Source organism: Coprobacter fastidiosus (assembly GCF_982245605.1).
In genome coordinates this window covers 36047-56507 of sequence record NZ_CEVCIF010000023.1, presented here as the reverse complement: position 1 = coordinate 56507, position 20461 = coordinate 36047, and the positions used below count along the sequence as shown (strand labels likewise).

General features: G+C 37.6%; 11 protein-coding genes. 8 read left to right on the top strand and 3 right to left on the bottom strand.

Annotated features, from left to right (window positions below; translation table 11 throughout):
* Window positions 1-366: 366 nt before the first annotated feature.
* The 4 genes from AC0UMU_RS07625 (at window position 367) to AC0UMU_RS07610 (ending at window position 9665) form a co-directional block, all read left to right on the top strand.
* Window positions 367-3021 (top strand): zinc-dependent metalloprotease, encoded by a 2655-nt coding sequence (locus AC0UMU_RS07625; RefSeq protein WP_278714807.1) that lies wholly within the window; start codon window positions 367-369, stop codon window positions 3019-3021.
* 213 nt (window positions 3022-3234) lie between these two features.
* Window positions 3235-6513 (top strand): SusC/RagA family TonB-linked outer membrane protein, encoded by a 3279-nt coding sequence (locus AC0UMU_RS07620; RefSeq protein WP_031258182.1) that lies wholly within the window; start codon window positions 3235-3237, stop codon window positions 6511-6513.
* A gap of 12 nt (window positions 6514-6525) precedes the next feature.
* The gene (locus AC0UMU_RS07615; protein ID WP_022600082.1) at window positions 6526-7845 is read left to right on the top strand and encodes a RagB/SusD family nutrient uptake outer membrane protein; all 1320 of its coding nucleotides are present in this window, start codon (window positions 6526-6528) and stop codon (window positions 7843-7845) included.
* Between the two features lie 56 nt (window positions 7846-7901).
* Entirely contained in the window at window positions 7902-9665 is a 1764-nt protein-coding gene (locus tag AC0UMU_RS07610; protein WP_473979906.1) for a T9SS type A sorting domain-containing protein, read from the top strand.
* Between the two features lie 101 nt (window positions 9666-9766).
* On the opposite strand, the gene AC0UMU_RS07605 is transcribed toward AC0UMU_RS07610, so the two are convergent.
* Both AC0UMU_RS07605 and dusB read right to left on the bottom strand, forming a co-directional pair.
* Entirely contained in the window at window positions 9767-10501 is a 735-nt protein-coding gene (locus AC0UMU_RS07605) for a head GIN domain-containing protein (protein WP_009318374.1), read from the bottom strand.
* A gap of 26 nt (window positions 10502-10527) precedes the next feature.
* Window positions 10528-11511, bottom strand: coding sequence for a tRNA dihydrouridine synthase DusB (gene dusB, locus AC0UMU_RS07600; protein ID WP_009318373.1), 984 nt, complete (start codon window positions 11509-11511; stop codon window positions 10528-10530).
* Window positions 11512-11838: 327 nt separating this feature from the next.
* Between dusB and leuS the strand changes: the two genes are divergently transcribed.
* Together leuS and AC0UMU_RS07590 are read left to right on the top strand one after the other, a co-directional pair.
* Entirely contained in the window at window positions 11839-14607 is a 2769-nt protein-coding gene (leuS, locus tag AC0UMU_RS07595; RefSeq protein ID WP_278714819.1) for a leucine--tRNA ligase, read from the top strand.
* A gap of 330 nt (window positions 14608-14937) precedes the next feature.
* Window positions 14938-15807 (top strand): YitT family protein, encoded by an 870-nt coding sequence (locus tag AC0UMU_RS07590; protein ID WP_022391206.1) that lies wholly within the window; start codon window positions 14938-14940, stop codon window positions 15805-15807.
* A gap of 13 nt (window positions 15808-15820) precedes the next feature.
* Here AC0UMU_RS07590 and AC0UMU_RS07585 read toward each other — a convergent pair whose 3' ends face one another.
* Window positions 15821-17392 (bottom strand): phosphoethanolamine transferase, encoded by a 1572-nt coding sequence (locus AC0UMU_RS07585; protein ID WP_278714823.1) that lies wholly within the window; start codon window positions 17390-17392, stop codon window positions 15821-15823.
* Between the two features lie 156 nt (window positions 17393-17548).
* Here AC0UMU_RS07585 and AC0UMU_RS07580 point away from each other — a divergent pair, with 156 nt between their 5' ends.
* Both AC0UMU_RS07580 and porZ read left to right on the top strand, forming a co-directional pair.
* The gene (locus AC0UMU_RS07580; protein WP_022600066.1) at window positions 17549-18130 is read left to right on the top strand and encodes a non-canonical purine NTP diphosphatase; all 582 of its coding nucleotides are present in this window, start codon (window positions 17549-17551) and stop codon (window positions 18128-18130) included.
* Between the two features lie 18 nt (window positions 18131-18148).
* The gene (porZ, locus tag AC0UMU_RS07575) at window positions 18149-20461 is read left to right on the top strand and encodes a type IX secretion system anionic LPS delivery protein PorZ (protein ID WP_278714827.1); all 2313 of its coding nucleotides are present in this window, start codon (window positions 18149-18151) and stop codon (window positions 20459-20461) included.

Sequence of the window (20461 nt, the reverse complement as noted above, 5' to 3'; positions counted from 1 at the left end):
TAAAAGGGCGGCATGACAAAAAAAAGAAGGCATCCTTTTTAGACACCTTCTTTTTATATATACAAACCGACAACTCGCAACATGTGCCATTTTCAAATGTGTCTGTTTTTTGTCATAAAAACACAATTTTCTGTAAGTTTTTGTCATAAAAAACGTTTTAAGCACATCATTTTTGATTGAAAATACATAAAAATAGAGACAACTGCTTGCAAATAAAAAAACAATATATACCTTTGCTTTTTGAAAAGGATTGAAAATGCTAGGTTTACAAAAATACAGGATAATAAACTCGACAGAAACTCAATTAAATAATAAACCGTCGCATCAAACTGTAAAACAAGAAATTAACTTAAACATTTAACTCATATGAAGAAAAGCAAGTTTATCTTGTGGGGAATAATGTTCTCTTTTATCGGTGTCTGCTATGCCGGAGAATTGCCTGTAAACAATACGATTCAACAAGAAGAATTACAACTAAACATATTCAAGAAAAAGAATAAAAAATCCCGTAAATCTAAAAAGGATGAAACCGTAGCGGCCAAAGACTCTACAAAATCAAAAAATGATTATGAAAAAATCGTTGGGCCGGGAACTATTACCCAAGAAGGGATGTTCCGCATTCATAAAAAGAAAAACGATTACTATTTCGAGATTCCGGCAAAGCTACTTAACCGGGATATGCTGATTGTCAATAAGCTGACAAAAGTTCCGGCTGTCATCAACGGATCGGGAATAAATAAAGGAATCAATTACCAAACCGAGTTAGTACGTTTTGAGTGGAATAAGGACGAAAATAAAATTCTTGTCCGGGAAATACAGCCCAAACCTCAATATCCGGAAGGCGATGCCATCGGTAAATCGGTCGATGAAAATTACATCTCACCGTTAATGACAAGTTTCAAAATAGAAGCATACAATAAAGACACAACTGCGTTTGTAATCAAAATTAATGATATTTACAATGGAGAATCTCCTATCAACAGATTTTTTCCGAATTTGAATGTCAATTCTTCAATAGATAAGAATCTTTCAAGAATTGTCAAAACCAAGGCATTCGAAAATAATGTAGTTGTCATATCCGAATTGACGACCCATGAAAAAGAGTTCAACAAAGTAAATAATCTGACTGCAGAAGTCAGCTCCTCGATTGTGTTGTTACCGGAAAAACCGATGATAGGACGTTATACGACTCCCCGAGTAGGATACTTTTATGTTCCTCAACTCTTTTTCAGCGATAAACAACAAAAACTGGATTCTCGAAAATTAATTACCCGTTGGCGGCTCGAACCGAAACCCGAAGACAAGGAAGCCTATCTTAGAGGAGAACTGGTCGAACCGCAAAAGCCGATAGTCTTTTATATCGACAAAACGACTCCCGTACAATGGAGAAAATATATAAAACAAGGAGTAGAAGACTGGCAGGTAGCTTTTGAAAAAGCAGGATTTAAAAATGCTATAATTGCCAAACAACTTCCGGATAGTGTTGCTGCTGACGAAGATGACATTAATTATTCTGTTATCAATTATGTCGCTTCGGCAGAGTCGAATGCCATGGGTCCTTCGATATACGATCCCCGTTCAGGAGAAATCATCGAAGCCGATGTTATCTGGTGGCACAATGTCATTTCTATACTTAAAAATTGGATTACCATTCAAACCGGAGCTGTTAATCCGGCTGCACAACAATGTCTATTACCGGATAGTCTCATGGGAGATGCCATGCGTTTTGTAGCCTGTCATGAAATCGGACATTCTTTGGGTTTACGCCACAATATGATCGCTTCGGCAGCTTATCCGACAGATTCATTACGCTCCAAAACATTTACAAACAAAATGAAATCTACGGCATCGTCTATCATGGATTATGCACGCTATAATTACGTAGCGCAACCCGGAGACGGAATTACTGAATTCGCTCCGCATATCGGCCCGTATGATATATTTGCTATAGAATTCGGATACCGTTGGAGAGATATTGAATCTCCCGATCAAGAGAAAGATGCCGTTTACGAATTTTTGAGCAAACATACCGGACCGTTATATCGATTTGCCGACGCCCAATCAATGCGTGATGCAACCGATCCGCGAGCCATGATAGAAGATCTCGGAGATGATAACGTAAAAGCAGCCCGTTACGGGATGGCAAATATTAAAAGAATCATGCCGCATATCATCGAATGGACAACCACCGGAGAAAAAGGGCAAACTTATACCGATGCCGGAAGATTATACAATGCGATAATCGGACAATGGAATCTCTATACTTATCACGTACTTTCTAACGTAGGTGGCATGTATCTTGAAAATACGGCTATCGGAGACGGACAAGAAACTTACGCTTTTGTCGAAAAAGATCGCCAGAAAGAAGCATTACAGTTCTTATTAGATGAGGTATTGACCAGTCCCGATTGGCTATTGAATGCGGATATAAACAAATATACATTTCCGATACAAAATTCGATGATGGGAGCTATCGAAAACTCTCCTTCATACACATTAAAAAACATGCACGGATATATTTTCTGGGACTTGCTCACCAATAACCGGATTATCCGCATGATAGAAAACGAGAAACAGAACGGGAAAAAAGCTTTCACCGCTATCGAAATGCTGGACATGATGCACAAGCATATATTCGGTATTACAGAAAGAGGAGGAATTCCCGATGCAAATATGAGAGCGCTACAAAAAGGCTTTATCGATGCGCTTTTAGTCGCCGCCCAAGAAGAAGCAACGACCAAAAGCGCTCCAAAACTAGTCGGAACTGGATTACAAGATCTTGTATTACCTTGCTGCGGACAACATTTTGAAGGAGATGAAGAACGGTCTGCCCGTAATGTAAACTTTTACAGCGGACAATCGAATCGTACTTCTGACGCCGTATCTGTAAAACGAGGAGAATTACTCAGAGTAAGAGAACTGTTACAAAAACGAGTAAATACAACATCCGATTTGGCCGCCCGTTATCATTATACAGACGTTTTATTACGTATCAATACCGGTTTAGGATTAAACAAATAATATCCGTACCGGACTTTTTATAAATTGCTTATCCTTAATTTCATTCAAACAAACGTTCGTTTTTTCAGCAAGAAAAACAAGGTTGTCAGATAAAGTCAAAGGATCAGCAAAAAACTGAAATAAAAGGATTTATAGAAATTATATCCTCGAAGAGTAAATATTATAAACCGTCCGAAAAAACGAACGTTTTTTTGGACATACAGATTTTGTCAGATGAAAAAATTCTTATTGATTTCCACACTGATGGTTTATACAATGTCGGTATTCTCGGCTACCCGTGAAATCAAAGGACTTGTTACCTCAGATGAAGACAACATGCCGCTTATCGGAGCATCTGTATTCGTGTCGACCGATGACCTGAAAAAGATAAATTATCCTAAAGAATCGATCGGTGTAATGACGGCTATCGACGGAAGCTTTATTATCAATGTCCCCGATAATATTACCCGCATTTTCTGCAGTTATCTGGGACACAATCAAAAAGAGATCAAACTCGGAAAAGAAACATTTTACAACATCAAATTAGAATCATCCTCTCATGAGCTTGATAATATCGTCGTTACCGGATATCAGAATATCGAGCGACGGAAACTTACCTCAGCCATTTCTAAAGTAAAAATGACTGATCAACTGATCGGAAGTTCTCATTCGATTGACCAAATCCTAGCAGGGCAGGTAGCTGGGCTTTCTGCAGTAACATCAACCGGTGCTCCGGGTGCTCCGGTAAAAATAAGGATCCGCGGAACTTCTTCATTAAACGGAACACAAGATCCGTTATGGGTATTGGACGGTATTCCGTTAGAAGGCACAGATATACCTAAAATGGAAGACTTACAAGATATAGATAATATATATTCTACATCTATTGCCGGTATCAATCCGAACGATATAGAAGATGTTACCGTTTTAAAAGACGCTGCTGCTACGGCGATATACGGTGCACGAGCTGCCAACGGAGTTATTGTTATTACGACCAAAAGCGGAAAAAAAGGGAAAACTCGGGTTTCTTTCTCTACAAAACTGTCTTATGTTCCCAATGTAAACATCGATAGATTAAACTTACTGAACTCTGATGAAAAAGTTCAGTTAGAAATGGATTTATTACAATCTGACTATACTTATCGAGAAAAAAAAGGCGGTGTATCGGAAATATTGCAACAATACAATCAGCTCGATGCTTTCAAAGCAGGAGGGTTCAGTGCCATTTCTCCCGAAGCCCAAGCCGCAATAAACCAATTACGCGCGATAAATACAGACTGGAATGATATTCTTTTCCGGGATGCATTCAATCAGGAATACAATTTAAGTTTATCCGGTGGAGGCGATCGTGCTACTTATTACACCTCTTTGGGCTATTATACCGAAAAAGGAAACGTTATCGGTGTAGACGCCAGCCGATTCAATTTTACCGGCAAAACCACTTACAAGGTAAATAAATACTTGCAACTGGGAGCTAATATATACGCTAACCAGATGAAGAACCATTCATACTTAACCGATGCGGACAGCTTTACCAGCCCGACATTTTATTCTCGGAGAGCAAATCCGTATCAACAGGTATATGACGAAAATAATAATTACATATATGATGACAACATCACGGGCAAAGGTGACGATGAAATAGAAAATTTCAATATTTTCGAAGAAAGGAATAATACCTCAAACGAAAATACGATTCAATCGTTTTCTTCTATATTCGATGTAAATTTAAGGTTAAACGACCATTTCAAAATTACATCTCAAGTAGGTTTACAGGTAAATAACAGCTCGATCGAAAAAATAGCAGACCACGACAGCTATGCTATGCGTAAAGAAAAGAGAAAAACTCGTCTTGCCAGTTTGGGAGACAAATCATTTCTTCCAGACGGAGGTTTCCACAAACAATACGAAAATAAATCTTCTCAGGTCACTTGGAAAACAATGGCCGAATACCGTACTCAAATAAAGAACATACACGAAATAGAGGCTATGGCAGGAGCTGAGATAAGAAAAACTTGGTATCAAACCTTGTTCTCTGCAGGTTATGGGTTCGACCGGAAAACTTTGACTACACAACCGGTTATTTTCCCAAGTAACGAGCAAGCTTCATCTGTTCCCCTGCATTCAAAAACTTATGTTGAAAATGCTTATGCGTCATGGTTCGGAACATTCTCTTATACGTTGCTGCAACGCTATACATTAGGAGGAAGCATCCGGTTTGACGGTTCTGACCTTTTCGGTGTAGATAAAAAATACCGTTATCTCCCGCTTTATTCGGTCAGCGGATTATGGAGAATCTCCAGTGAAGAATTTATGCGCTCGGCCGATTGGATAGATAACCTTGCTGTCAGAGCTTCTTATGGTATTCAGGGAAATATCGATAAAAATACATCCCCATACGTTATGGGAACTTACAAAGTAGAACAGATATTACCGGGCAACAGCGAGAATACCATCCGGGTAGATTCTCCACCCAATGATAAACTGCGTTGGGAAAAAACCCAATCGGTAAATGCGGGTCTTGATTTCTCGGTACTCGATCAGGCTATCAGCTTGGGAATAGACTATTACTATCGTTATAGCAGCGACTTGATCGGGACAAAAATGACACCTTTGGAAACAGGCTTCTCTTCTACCACTGTCAATTGGGCGACGTTGAGAAACCAAGGAATAGAGTTGAGTTTGACGACAAGAAACATACATACCAAAAATTTCACATGGTACACAAATTTCAACATCGGATATAACAACAACAAGATTTTGAAAATGTCCGTACCTGCCAACCAAACGACACCGTCATTGGTAGGTTACCCGATCGGTGCTATCTTCGCTTATCCGTCTGCCGGTCTCGACAGCGAAGGGTACCCTCTATTCCTAAATAGTGCCGGAGAAAAAGTTACCGCAGAACAATATTTCAATATGAAGAATGATGGTCCTGACCTTACGGCTGAGGAACATCGGGCCCTATTCAAATATATCGGAACTACAGAACCGCTTTACTCAGGAGGTTTTACAAACACATTTACTATCAAACGTTTCGAAATAGCGGTCAACTGTATTTTCAATTTAGGTCAATACGTCCAGACACAACCTTCATACTCCATCACAAGTTATGATCGGGGAATGAATACGAATCGTGATATTTTAGACAGATGGACACCAAGCAACCCGAACGGACGCTTCCCCGCACTTATCAGTGATACGAAAAACGGACAGTCTTATCGCCACAACGAATATACGGCTTTCAATGACTTGAATTATTATAATTCGATGGACACTTGGGTAAAAAAAGGGAACTATATGAGAATACAAAGTATTCGTGTCGGATATAAACTGCCTGAGAATTGGCTGAAGTTATTCCACATGAGTTCCGGATCTATTTCTTTAGAAGGACGCAACCTGTTTGTAGTCGGATCGGACTATACCAATTATCTCGATCCGGAAACAATGGGTAACGTATATGCACAACCCATTCCGAAGTCAGTTACGTTCAGTCTTAATTTAAACTTTTAACGTACGAATCCGATGAAAAAGATAATTTATATACTGTCAATATTTTTGGCAACAGGATTCATTTCCTGCGACAATTTTTTGGATATTACTCCTGTCGGAAAAGTAATTCCTACGACTGCTACAGAATTCAGAGCTTTAATGACACAGGCATACGTAAGTACTCCTAAAAGCGGAAGAGCACGCACGGCATTCCGCAGCGATGAAGTAGGATCTTTTACCGATACGGAAAGCCGAAGTCTTTATTTCGAAGAATGGACATGGGATGATTACAGTCCCGACTATTCTTCTGATTTTGGTTGGCGGCAATATTACCAAGCCCTTTTCCTCATCAACTATACAATAGAAAACGAGAATAAAATGACTGGGGGAAGTAAAGAAGAAATAGCACAACTCGTAGGGGAAGCATACGCCATGCGGGCATATATACATTTTATGCTGGTCAACCTTTACGGAAAGCCCTATAACGAAGAAAATTTAAATACAAAAGCTGTTCCTCTTAAACTGAATTCGAACACTGAAGACGCTCCTTCACGGAATACGGTAGCGGAAATATACGCAGCCATAGAGTCGGATATCGTTGAAGCCGGGAAACGATTGAATGTAGAAAAATGGGATGTAGGTTTTAACTACAGATTCACCACTACAGCTTTAAAAGCATTCAGATCAAGATTATACCTGTATATGCAGAAATGGAGCGAATCTTTAAATGCATCTAAAGAAGTTCTGGAAATAAATAAAGAACTCGTAGATCTTTCGCAAACCACAATGCCAAACAATTATCAATCTGTAGAGTCGATTATGGCACTGGAATATTCCTCAGCAGATATAAACAGAGCTATCTATATCTCTACAGATCTATATAACCTCTACAACTCTAACGATTACAGAAGAAAAAATCGCTTCTACACTTCAGAAGGAGGCGGAAGATATACGGTAAGAAAGGGCGGAAGCAACGAATATGCCTGTACATTCCGAACCGGAGAAATATATCTGAATGCTGCCGAAGCGGCTTGTCAGGATGATAATCTGATTGATGCGAAAGATTATCTTTTACAACTAAAAGCAAAACGGTTCAATGCTACCGGCTATGCCGAAGAAGAAACAAAAGTAGAGGCAATGGATAAGGATGAACTGCTTCAAGAAATATATGACGAACGTTATCGTGAGCTGGCTTTCGAAGGACACCGCTGGTTTGATCTCCGTCGTACTACTCAACCGGCAATCACAAAAACAGAAAACGAGAAAGAATATAAACTCGAACAGGGTGACGAGCGTTATACTATCCGCATACCGAATGAGGCTATACAAAGTAACCCTAATCTGACCAACTAAAGTCAGATTAGGTATTTTTCTCATATACTATTTATTCACTTTAAATTATTGTGATTATGAAAAAAGGACTACTTATTCTTTTTTGTGCAGCGTTAGTAACGTCGGCACAAGCACAGTGGAGTAAAACCATAGATACTCCGACAAAGGCATCCTATGCCACAACATCCTCTGCCGTTGTTGTTACACCATCTGGTGAAACTTACGTGGCAGGAAGCTTAACTAAAGAAGATGTCAGTTTTGGCAATACAGCCTTGAACTTTGAAAACACAGGAGATTCGTTCCTGTTTAAATACAGTGCTACGGGTGAACCGGTATGGGCAAATGTAATTAACGGAGAATCGACTCAAATCAACGCTATCACTTATGATAACGATGGTAATATTTACGTAGCCGGTACATATACAGGAGAAACAACCATATTCAACGGCCAGGACAATAGCAAACAAACAGCAACTTGTAATACATACGAATCTCCATTAGGAGAAGGAACTTTATATACAAATTCCGGATTCATTGCAAAATACAGTAATGCTGGTGTTTTGTTGAAATTGGAAACTTTTAAAACCAATCTGGCAGACCTACCCGGCTCATCTTTTATGTTTCTAATAGTGGACGCAAGTTTTAACATACAAGATCTACAATTTATAAATGGTAAATTATATGCATCTGTTCTTTATGCCGGAAAAACAGAAAAAGACGGATTCACTTTTAATGCAAAAGCCTTTGATGACGGTACAGGCATGGCTGCCGACTTATATAGCGGTTGTGTAATTTCATTGACTACCGACCTCGCAATCGATGCAAAATTAGCAGATTTAAGTCCTATTGTGGAAGGAGCAAATGCCCTTTACTCGGTTACGGATGCCAAAATGTATGCTAATACAGATCACATATACGCTATATTCGGTGCGATGGGTAATCAGACCCTGACCGTAGGTAATAGTTCCGAGAATATAGAGTTACCTATCGAAGGAGAATTATACAGCAGAGGAATTATTCTTGCCGATATTAATATCGACGGTACACTGAATCAGAAAAACGTATATGAATCAGCCAAGGTATTAACAAATGATCTTCAAAATGTAATCGGTGGCATTTCGGAAAGAGATGGCAAAATTGTCGTAGCCGGGTTGTTTAATGAAAACCTTCCTTTCCAAAACGATTTAATATGTAAAGGAAAATTCGACTCGTATGTAGTAAAAATAAATCCATCCGACCTCTCTGTAGAAACAGCAAGACAAGGAAATATAGAGACTCCTGCTATTGATGCTTCACAAAATGAATATATGACCGTATATCCGACAGGAACTACATTCTCCACAAACAATATTTATTCGACTGTCGATTATGGATTCAGCTCCAGAGATCAAGCAAACAAAGTAGTTACCACCTATTCTTCTTATTCCATCGTTTATGACTATAAAAGCGGAGAAACAACATCTACAAAAGAAGCTGAAAATGTATATAAGAATGGTGTAGGAGCATGCGATAATAAAGTATCTACTGTAACTATAAATATAACAAATAGTGAATTTGACGAAGGAACATTTACCGTAAATCAAATTATAGACGGAGAAAGCTCTGCTATCGACAACAATGTAGCTGATAAAACTACTGTTAAAGCTTATCCTAATCCGGTAAAAGACATTCTTAACTTCTCTGAAGTTTGTGATGTGACCATCGTAAACGGACAAGGTAGTGTAGTAAAAGCAGTTTCTGCAACTACTCAAATTTCGGTAGATGACCTTGCTGCCGGTTATTATATCGCAAAAATCAAAACTGCTGATGGAACAACTGTAATTCCATTCATCAAAAAATAAAGAATAGAAGCCTTTTAATAAAAAAACCGGGAAATAATTTTCCTGGTTTTTTTATTAAATAATTGTCTATATATAAGATACGTAAAAAGACAAAAAACAGATCAATCGATTAGAGGAATAGCACGACCCGACCCGATTCCACGTTTCTTGACAGTAGGCTTTCCCTTATAATAAACATCGCCTTTCCCGGTAATAAAAGCTTTCAGATTTTCTTCAGCCCAACAACCTATACTTCCGTTTCCGGTAATATTGCAATTTACATCACGGGCTTTCAGCTCATGACCTTTTATTTCTCCCGAACCGGCAATAGACAAACGGGCTTCACGGCATGTACCGCTTAAAAATATATCTCCCGAACCGGTCATAATACGAGCTTTTACAATGCCATAGTCAAGTTTGTTACAACGAACAAGACCATTACCCATCAGTAGAATATCCAATTCTGAACCGGACAAACTACCGGAAGTCTCGAAAACTCCGCCTGCATCGCTCTGCACTTCCTGTAAATCGGAAGAATAAACGTCTAAAATAATAACTCCGTACTCACGCTTAGCTGTATTGACGAATTTGATCTCTAAAGTTCCGTCTTTCGAAACCGGCTTTACTTCATCCAGAATATTTTCTTCTCCGTAAATCCGGATCAATCCTGCAGAATCCTTACTGTGATGATACACTACATTAAACGCCGTATTGATCTTTACTCTATAAAAATCATCTACTTTCATCTCTTTAGTAACATATTTGTTATTTCCGTCACCGACAGCCTGCGCTGAAAATAACGACAATGAAAAGAGACAGCATACCGCTGCTATTCTCCATAAATTTTTCATTCTCATGATCTCTGTTTATTTTATAATTAATTCTATTTTATCAATATTTCAGACTCTATTTTATCCAAAATAGCAGACAACTCACCAAGAGTTTCAGCCCTGAGCATGGCTATACGCGTATCCCTAAAATTAGGAATACCCTTAAATAAAGGTGTTGCTGCCAAATGTCTGCGGATATGCAAAATTCCACGACGTTCATCCAATCGATCGACGCTTTCTTTCAATTGCCGACGCAAAACAGACATTTTATCCGAAACAGACAAAGGTTCACAATGCCCGGTTTCCATATATTGCTTTATCTCCTTAAAAATCCAAGGAGAACCGATAGAAGCCCTGCCTACCATAATGGCATCTACACCGTACTTTTCGAATTTTTCACGAGCGATTTGCGGTGTCGTTACATCACCGTTTCCTATGATAGGTATTTTCATACGAGGATTCTCTTTCACCTTGCCTATCAAACTCCAATCCGCCTCTCCGGTGTACATCTGACTGCGAGTACGCCCATGAATCGCCAATGCAGCAATACCGCAATCTTGCAACTGCTCGGCCAGTTCTACGATTATTCGGGAATCATGATCCCAACCCAAGCGAGTTTTCACCGTCACGGGGATTTTTACGGCATTCACAACAGCCCGGGTAATCTCAAGCATTTTAGGAATATCTCTCAACATTCCGGCTCCGGCGCCTTTTCCTGCCACCTTTTTCACCGGACATCCGAAATTAATATCCAACACATCAGGACAAGCCTCCTCACAAATACGGGCAGCATCAGCCATAGCTGCTGTCTCGCGACCGTAAATCTGTATTGCGACGGGACGCTCTTCATTTCGGATAGAAAGTTTGGCTTGTGTCTTACTCACATTCCGTATAAGAGCATCGCTCGACACAAACTCGGTATATACCATATCTGCTCCGAACTCTTTACACATGAGTCGAAAAGAAATATCCGTAACATCCTCCATAGGAGCTAATAAGACAGGGTATTTGCCCAAATCCATATTTCCTATTTTCATTATTCAATCTATCATTAGATTATGACTATTCTCATATATACAAGAGATATCTTTACAAACGTACAAAAACTTTTTATTTTACAGACAATCACCTCTTATACCGAACTCTCTTTTCACACATTTTTTAAAGTTATCCCGTTCTTATAACCATAAACTATCTTTCTGAACAAGACAAGAAGCTTAGGGCTTGTCGGAATTTTACAGAAGGAAAATTTAGACTGGCTCTTATATACAGCATATTTTTATTACTTTTGCAAAGATATTTACTATCAAAACCAACATATTGTAAATAACACACTTACGAAAAAGAGATAAAAAAGATATAAAATGGAATATAATTTCAGGGAAATAGAAAAAAAATGGCAACAGTACTGGAAAGATAACCAGACGTATAAAGTGACCGAGAAAGAGGGAAAAAAGAAATTTTATGTTTTAGACATGTTCCCGTACCCGTCCGGTGCAGGTCTGCATGTCGGACATCCGCTCGGATACATCGCTTCAGATATTTATTCCCGTTTTAAGCGCCTGAAAGGATTCAATGTTCTGCATCCGATGGGATATGATGCATACGGGCTTCCGGCCGAACAATATGCGATACAGACCGGACAGCATCCGGCAATAACTACCGAAAAAAATATCAACCGTTATCGGGAACAACTCGATAAAATAGGATTTTGTTATGACTGGAGTCGTGAAATACGCACGTGCGATCCGGAATATTATAAATGGACACAATGGGCTTTTGAAAAAATGTTCAACAGTTTTTACTCCTATGATGAACAAAAGGCTCTACCCATAGAAACTTTAACGAAAATCTTCGAAACGTCCGGAACTGAAGGGTTGAATGTCGCTTGTAGCGAAGAGCTTTCTTTTACGGCGGACGAATGGAAAAAGATGAGTGTCAAGGAACAGCAAAAAACTTTGCTGAATTATCGTATTGCCTATTTAGGAGATACGATGGTAAACTGGTGTCCGCAACTTGGAACGGTCCTCGCTAATGATGAGGTCAGCGAAGGTTTGTCGGTTCGTGGAGGCTATCCCGTAGAACAAAAAATTATGCGTCAATGGTGCTTACGGGTATCGGCTTATGCTCAACGCCTGCTCGACGGACTCGATACGATAGACTGGAGCGAGTCTCTCAAAGAAACGCAAAGAAACTGGATAGGACGTTCCGAAGGTGCTGAAATGAAATTTAAAGTAGTAGAATCGGATGTAGAGTTTACGATATTCACAACACGTGCCGATACGATCTTCGGAGTCACTTTTATGGTATTAGCTCCGGAAAGCGATTACGTGGCACAGGTTACTACTCCTGAACAAAAAAAAGAGGTAGATGCCTATCTGGACAGTATCAAACACAGAACAGAGCGAGAACGATTAATGGACAGAAGCGTAAGTGGCGTATTCTCCGGAGCATACGCCATAAATCCGCTGAATAATGAAAAAATTCCTATCTGGATAAGCGATTATGTGCTCGCCGGGTACGGAACAGGAGCAATTATGGCAGTACCGGCACATGACAGCCGCGACTATGCCTTTGCTAAACATTTCGGCTTGCCGATCATCCCGTTGATAGAGGGCTGCGACGTTTCCGAAGAAAGCTTCGATGCCAAAGAGGGTAAAATGATCAATTCTTGCGGAAACGGTCTCGACCTCAACGGCCTTGAAGTAAAAGAGGCTATAGCTAAAACAAAAGCCTTTATACAAGAAAAAGGATTAGGACGGATCAAAGTCAATTATCGTCTGCGCGATGCCATTTTTAGCCGCCAACGATATTGGGGCGAACCGTTTCCTGTCTATTATAAAGACGATATGCCCTATATGCTGGACGAAAGCAAATTGCCTTTGTTATTGCCGGAAATAGATAAGTTTCTACCGACCGAACAAGGTGAACCGCCTCTGGGAAGAGCGAAAAATTGGGAAACAGAAGATCACTTTCCTTTAGAACTTTGCACCATGCCCGGATTTGCTGGATCATCAGCATATTATCTCCGTTATATGGACCCGCATAATAACAATGCGCTCGTATCGAAAGAGGCTAACGAATATTGGCGCAATGTAGATCTCTATATTGGTGGAACCGAACATGCCACCGGACACCTTATTTATAGCCGTTTCTGGAACAAATTTCTGTATGATCTGGGAATTGTCTGTGAAGCCGAACCATTCCGCAAATTAGTAAATCAAGGTATGATTCAAGGCCGGTCTAATTTCGTTTACAGAATAAAAGATACCAATACATTCGTATCATACAATCTTAAAAAGGAATATGACACGACCCCTATACACGTAGATGTAAACATCGTAAGTAATGATATTCTCGATATAGAGGCCTTTAAAAAATGGAGACCTGAATTCGAAACGGCAGAATTTATCTTAGAAGACGGAAAATATATCTGCGGATGGGCAGTAGAAAAAATGTCAAAATCGATGTTCAACGTCGTAAATCCGGATGATATAGTAGAAAAATACGGTGCAGATACTCTCCGTTTATATGAAATGTTCTTAGGCCCACTCGAACAAAGTAAACCTTGGGATACAAACGGTATAGACGGTGTACACCGTTTCTTGAAAAAATTCTGGAATCTGTTCTTCGACGGAGACCAATTGGTCGTAAACAACGAAGAACCTACACGGGAAGAACTGAAATCATTACACAAACTCATCAAAAAAGTAAGCTGGGATATAGAAAATTTCTCATACAATACTTCTATCAGTGCTTTTATGATTTGTATAAATGAACTTTCTGCGTTAAAATGCAGAAACAGTAAAATACTGGAACAAATCATAATACTGCTGACTCCGTTCGCACCGCATATATGCGAAGAATTATGGTCGCAATTAGGACACACGACATCGGTATGTGATGCTCAATGGCCGGGATTCAATGAAGAATATCTTAAAGAAGATACTGTCAACTATACAATTTCATTCAATGGAAAAGCCCGCTTCAATATCGAATTCGCAGCAGATGCTTCTAAAGAAGAAATAGAAAAAACAGTATTGGAACATCCGTCATCTGCAAAATGGATAGATGGAAAGACTCCTAAGAAAATCATCATCGTCCCTAAAAAAATCGTCAATATCGTTCTTTAAACGAAAAAATTTTTACAAGAATATCCCCGAAAAGTATAATAATTAAGACTTTTCGGGGTTGTTTATGAATATCAGTCTGCTAAGAACCTAAATTTGGAAAAATACAAAAAAGATGTAACTTTGAAATTGTTTTAGAGCGTCGAAATTTTGCTCAGGGCAAGTTTGAAAGTTTCTTTTGAGAACCTTTTTTACGAGAATGATAGTAGGCTATCTGACGAATGAAAACAAGAAAACAGTCCGGAAAAAACACAAAAATGATCTGATCATATTTTCTTATTGGAAAATTCAGACAAGGTTCTTGATAACAATAATATAAACAGTATCAGCATTATGAATCTAAATTCTCATAAAGCCTGGATCGAAATAAAAGACTACACGATCATCGTCTTCGGATTAGTTCTTTATGCTTTCGGATGGACGAGTTTTCTACTTACCAATGAAATCACCACCGGTGGTATTGCCGGAGTTTCGGCACTCATCTTTTTCGGGACTAAAATCCCGGTAGCAATATCTTATTTTACACTAAATGCTTTACTGCTAATAGCAGCAATACGTATTTTGGGAATACAGTTCTGCATACGCACCATATTCAGCGTCATAGTCATGACTTTGCTTCTTTCATTTTTCGGAATGTATATAAAAGAACCGCTTATTACCGGAGAACCGTTTATGTCGTGCATCATAGGAGGAATACTCTGCGGAGCGGGAATAGGTATTGTCTTCACCCATAACGGCAGCACCGGAGGAACAGATATTATTGCCGCCATGATAAATAAGTATAAAGAAATATCTTTAGGAAGATCTATTTTGTATTGCGACTTTCTTATCATATCGTCCTCTTACGTACTTTTCCATAGCATCGAAAAAATTGTTTTCGGGATCGTAGTCATGGCAGTCATGACTTATACCTGCGATATGGTTATAAACGGAGTCAGACGATCTATACAAATATTGATATTTTCAGAAAAGTATGAGGAAATAGCAGACCGTATCAACAAGGATATCAACAGGGGCGTCACTATTCTTGATGGAATGGGATGGTACTCTAAACAACCCAAAAAAGTATTGGTCATCCTTGCCAAAAGAAACGAATCCTTATCGATTTTCCGACTGGTAAAAGAAATAGATCCTCACGCATTCATATCTCAATCTAATGTAGTCGGCGTGTATGGAGAAGGTTTTGATAAGATCAAAGGATAATATTCATTTGCTGCTATTCCGAACTTGCAAAAATACTTTTACTCTTAACGAGTATATCCGTATCCAAACATCCGGCATCTATAATAGAAGGAAAAACAAAATCGGTCATATAAGATTTATCCTTATTTTTTAAGGCATTCTCCAAATGTTCAGGATGCAATGACTTATATTTTTCAGACATCCATACAAACATTGCCGTACGGAACATTGCCGGATGAGAGGTTCCATGTAAATAAAAAGAATCGTCTCCTAAAGCCTCACCATGATCCGAAACAAATATCAAAACAGCGTTTTTATCTTTTAACTTATCTATTATTTCAGAAAGAATATAATCGGTGTATAAGATCGTATTATCATACGAATTTTTGATTTCTTCATCTGTACAATAAGAAATGATCTTACTCTTCAAAACAGGTTTATATACTTCATATTTTTTTGTATAATGCAAATTATACCACCAATGCGAACCGATAGTATGAAGAATTACCAGTTTTTTAGAATACTCAGAGTCTATCATTCGATTATAATAAGGTAATATATCTTCATCAAGCCATTGGTCGAAACTATAAACATCATGAGATCGATTTACATAAAAAATTGTATCGGCTTCATTTATAAAATAAACATACGACTTTTCCGAATCTTGATTACTTATCCACGAAGTATGAAACCCTCCGGCCTTGAATACATCTATAAAAGACCTCTCTTTATAAGCTCTATCCGTATGCAACGTATCGGTACGAGTCATTAAATAGGGAAGAGCTTGATTTGTATAAGAATATAAAGAATTTACATTAGGAAATGATATAACACCGAGAGTATCGAGATTAGGAGTAGTTTTACGAAAATACCCATTTACAGAAAGATGATCGGGACGAAGAGATTCTCCTATAACCAAAACCACAGTAATAGAATCGCATTCCGATTTCACATAGTCAAAAGAGCGTTCTCTCTCTTTAGCTATATCTGCCTTTCCTTTATAATAATCGAGAGTAGTAAAAACAAGATTGGCCGGAATACGCTTCTCTATCATTCTCTTTATAGGGGAGTTGCCTTGAAACATCAGAAAGAAAAGAGAAAATGCTAAGAAACCATTAAAAGAAAACAAGCAAGACTTTTTATATATCTTCATTTTCCAAAGATACCGTACAAATAAAAAAGAAATAAACAGATTTATCAGTACAAATAACACCAAATAAGGAGAAATAAGCTCTGCCGTTATACGCACATCGTTATTAAAAGCTGTATACAGCATCATACTGTTTAAAACAAATTTATAAGCATATCTAAAATAGGCAAGTACAGCACATACAATACTGAATAAAGGAAAAAGAAAAGCGAACAAATATTTGTTCATAGAAACAAATACCCAAAAAAGAAACGGGACAAACGAAACGCAAGCCCATTGAATTCCATTACCTACATAATCTTTGAAAGAGGAACATGGTATAGATATAAAATCTGATAGTGTAAAAAATAAAGCCCAATAGAAACCTATACCAATCAAAAAATAATAATAATTTTTATTCCTATATAATATATTTCCGAACTCCCGAAAAAACTTATATGCCCGTATCGATTTCATAAAATCTATTTTAAAAACAAAAATAGATAATTTTATTCTATAACAATAAGATAATCATTATATAGAATATTCATTTTATATTTTATACTTTTGTTTCAGAAAGAACTAACAATAATAAGTTTATTTATAACGTTATATACAATAAGTTATTCTATTATGAAACAAATCGTCTTCGCAACAAATAATAAGCATAAATTAGAAGAAATCAGGAACATTCTTGATAATGCATTGAATATTTTAAGCCTCGATGATATAAATTGTCATGAAGACATCCCTGAAACCGGAAGTACGATAGAAGAAAATGCACTTATTAAAGCTCGATATATAAAAGAAAAATACGGTTACGACTGTTTTGCAGACGATACGGGGCTCGAAATAAAATCCTTAAATAACGAACCCGGAGTATATTCGGCCCGATATGCCGGAAACGATCATAACTCAGAGAAAAATATGCAAAAAGTCCTTGAAAATTTAAAGGGCAAAAACGATCGTTCAGCCTGTTTCAGAACTTGCATAGCATTAATAACAGGTAACAACGAATATCTTTTCGAAGGAAAAATAGAAGGAGAAATAATCACAGAAAAAAAAGGAGAATCAGGATTCGGATACGATCCTATATTTGTACCGGACGGATATACTCAAACATTCGCAGAGTTAGGAAATGACATAAAAAACAAAATAAGTCACAGAGCCTTAGCTGTAAAGAAACTTATAAACTTTTTGCAATCTATACAATAAAAAAAGAGTACCTCGATTATGACGAAGAAATTATTCTTTTTTGTCGGTATATTACTTTATTCTCTTCTGTCTTTCGCCCAGACAGAAGTAGGAGCATGGAAAATTTATCCGGTATTTCTTACACCTTCACAAATAACGGAAACGAAAGATAAAATATATTTTCTTTCGAACGGATATTTGTTTTCTTATGGTAAAGAAGACGAAGAATTCAGGGAATTGAACCGGTTGAATATATTATTCGACAACGATATAAAACTTATAAAATATAACGATGAACACGATATATTGACAATTGCTTATACAAACAGCAATATAGATCTTATAATAGGGGAATCGGTATATAACATACCTTACATAAAAAATACAGCCATAACTTCTTCTAAAAATATCAATGACATAACTTTCTATAAAGATGAAATATATCTTTCTACAGATTTCGGTATCGTTATATTGAATGTTCCCAAAAAAGAGATAAAAACAACTTATAATTTTAATAAAGCCATTAATTCTGCCGCAGTAATGGGAGAATACTTTTATTGTCTGGTACAAGGAGAGGGGCTTTATCGCTGTAAATTGGATGATGTATTATATGATTTCGACAATTGGGAAAAATGCTATTCGACCGAAGGCACTCAATTGCTTTCTTTAGAAAACGGAATGTGGATGTTAGATACTAATAAAAATATCATTTACTTCGATACGGAAAGTAATTCTAGCACTATTTACAATAAAGGTAATATATCCTCTATAAAAGAAACGAATACCGGCTATATGGCCTGCGGAACAAATAACATAATAGTATATGATAAAAACAATAACAAAACCGATGAAATCATTTATTCTGATTACAATATGTCGGATATTATTCCGATAGATGTAAGTATGAATAATAGACAAAATACATATTGGATATTGCATAAAAAAGGCATTGCCGCATTTAAAAGAAGCAACGAATCTTTCCAGCAATCTAAAAATATAGACAACCTCAATTACTCGACTGTCAATATTCCCTATTTTTTGACTATGACCGACAACGGCAAATTATATGTCAGTACACAGGGGGTAGGCAGTAAAAATATTTATGACCAATACATAGATTCCCACATATCGATTTACGAAAATAATAAATGGTCTAATATAGAAACTGACAATATCCCTACGACCATACATCCGGATATAAAATTTTGTACGACTTACAATATTGCCGAAGATCCGGAAGATCCGGAAACTTTTTATATAGGAACATGGTTCGAAGGGTTATATCGTTTCAAAAATAAGCAATATGACACCCATTGGAATGGAACAGAAGATAATTCTCCTATTTCCGGTGGATGGAGTCATAAAGTAAATTGTTTGAATTTTGATTCATCTAAAAACCTGTGGATGATAAATTACAGTACACCCGGTATTCTTGTCATGAAAAAAGACGGAAATTGGATAAAACTTAATTATCCCGACATAGTAACACAACAATATACCGAACAAATAATATTATGTAAACATTCTTCTTCTAAATGGGTTATTGTTCCTAAAACATCCTTTGTTTTCGCTTTTAATACGAATAATACTTTAGAAAATATGAGCGATGACCAGACCCGAAAATTTTCGACTTTTTCGGATCAGGATAATAAACAGATAGACGGAAACGACTTTATCTGTGCTGCAGAAGACAGAAACGGACAGTTATGGATAGGAACGAATAGAGGACCTATCGTACTAAATAATCCTGACAATTTCATGCAATCGGATTTTAGGTGTACACGGATAAAAATACCGAGAAATGACGGAACAAACGCAGCAGATTTACTTCTAAATGATGAAAATATACAATATATCGCTGTAGACGGAGCTAACCGCAAATGGATAGCTACCCAATCATCGGGAGTATATTTGGTTAGTGAAGACGGTCTTGAAACCATACACCACTTTAATATGGACAATAGTATATTGCCTTCGAATAATGTTCTCTCGATAGCCATAAATAAAACTACCGGAGAGGTATTTTTCGGAACTGAAAAAGGATTGGTTTCTTACCGTTCCGATGCGACCGAACCCAAGGAAGATTTCTCCAACGTATATGCATTTCCTAATCCTGTTCGTCCTGATTATACAGGAGTTATAACAATTACAGGATTACAGGAAAGATCTTTAGTCAAAATTACCGATACTACCGGAAATCTTATTTATCAAGATTATTCGGAAGGCGGCCAAATGGTTTGGAACGGATTGAACAGAAACGGAGATAGGGTGAAAACAGGAGTATATTTGGTATTTGCTTCATCCAGCAATGGAAAAGAAGGTGTCGTTACCAAAATATTAATAGTAAACTGA

What these genes read in the sequence shown, in the direction of transcription:
- AC0UMU_RS07625 (WP_278714807.1), top strand. Translation starts at nt 367, where the DNA reads ATGAAGAAAAGCAAGTTTATCTTGTGGGGAATAATGTTCTCTTTTATC.
- AC0UMU_RS07620 (WP_031258182.1), top strand. Translation starts at nt 3,235, where the DNA reads ATGAAAAAATTCTTATTGATTTCCACACTGATGGTTTATACAATGTCG.
- AC0UMU_RS07615 (WP_022600082.1), top strand. Translation starts at nt 6,526, where the DNA reads ATGAAAAAGATAATTTATATACTGTCAATATTTTTGGCAACAGGATTC.
- AC0UMU_RS07610 (WP_473979906.1), top strand. Translation starts at nt 7,902, where the DNA reads ATGAAAAAAGGACTACTTATTCTTTTTTGTGCAGCGTTAGTAACGTCG.
- AC0UMU_RS07605 (WP_009318374.1), bottom strand. Translation starts at nt 10,501, where the DNA reads ATGAGAATGAAAAATTTATGGAGAATAGCAGCGGTATGCTGTCTCTTT.
- dusB (WP_009318373.1), bottom strand. Translation starts at nt 11,511, where the DNA reads ATGAAAATAGGAAATATGGATTTGGGCAAATACCCTGTCTTATTAGCT.
- leuS (WP_278714819.1), top strand. Translation starts at nt 11,839, where the DNA reads ATGGAATATAATTTCAGGGAAATAGAAAAAAAATGGCAACAGTACTGG.
- AC0UMU_RS07590 (WP_022391206.1), top strand. Translation starts at nt 14,938, where the DNA reads ATGAATCTAAATTCTCATAAAGCCTGGATCGAAATAAAAGACTACACG.
- AC0UMU_RS07585 (WP_278714823.1), bottom strand. Translation starts at nt 17,392, where the DNA reads ATGAAATCGATACGGGCATATAAGTTTTTTCGGGAGTTCGGAAATATA.
- AC0UMU_RS07580 (WP_022600066.1), top strand. Translation starts at nt 17,549, where the DNA reads ATGAAACAAATCGTCTTCGCAACAAATAATAAGCATAAATTAGAAGAA.
- porZ (WP_278714827.1), top strand. Translation starts at nt 18,149, where the DNA reads ATGACGAAGAAATTATTCTTTTTTGTCGGTATATTACTTTATTCTCTT.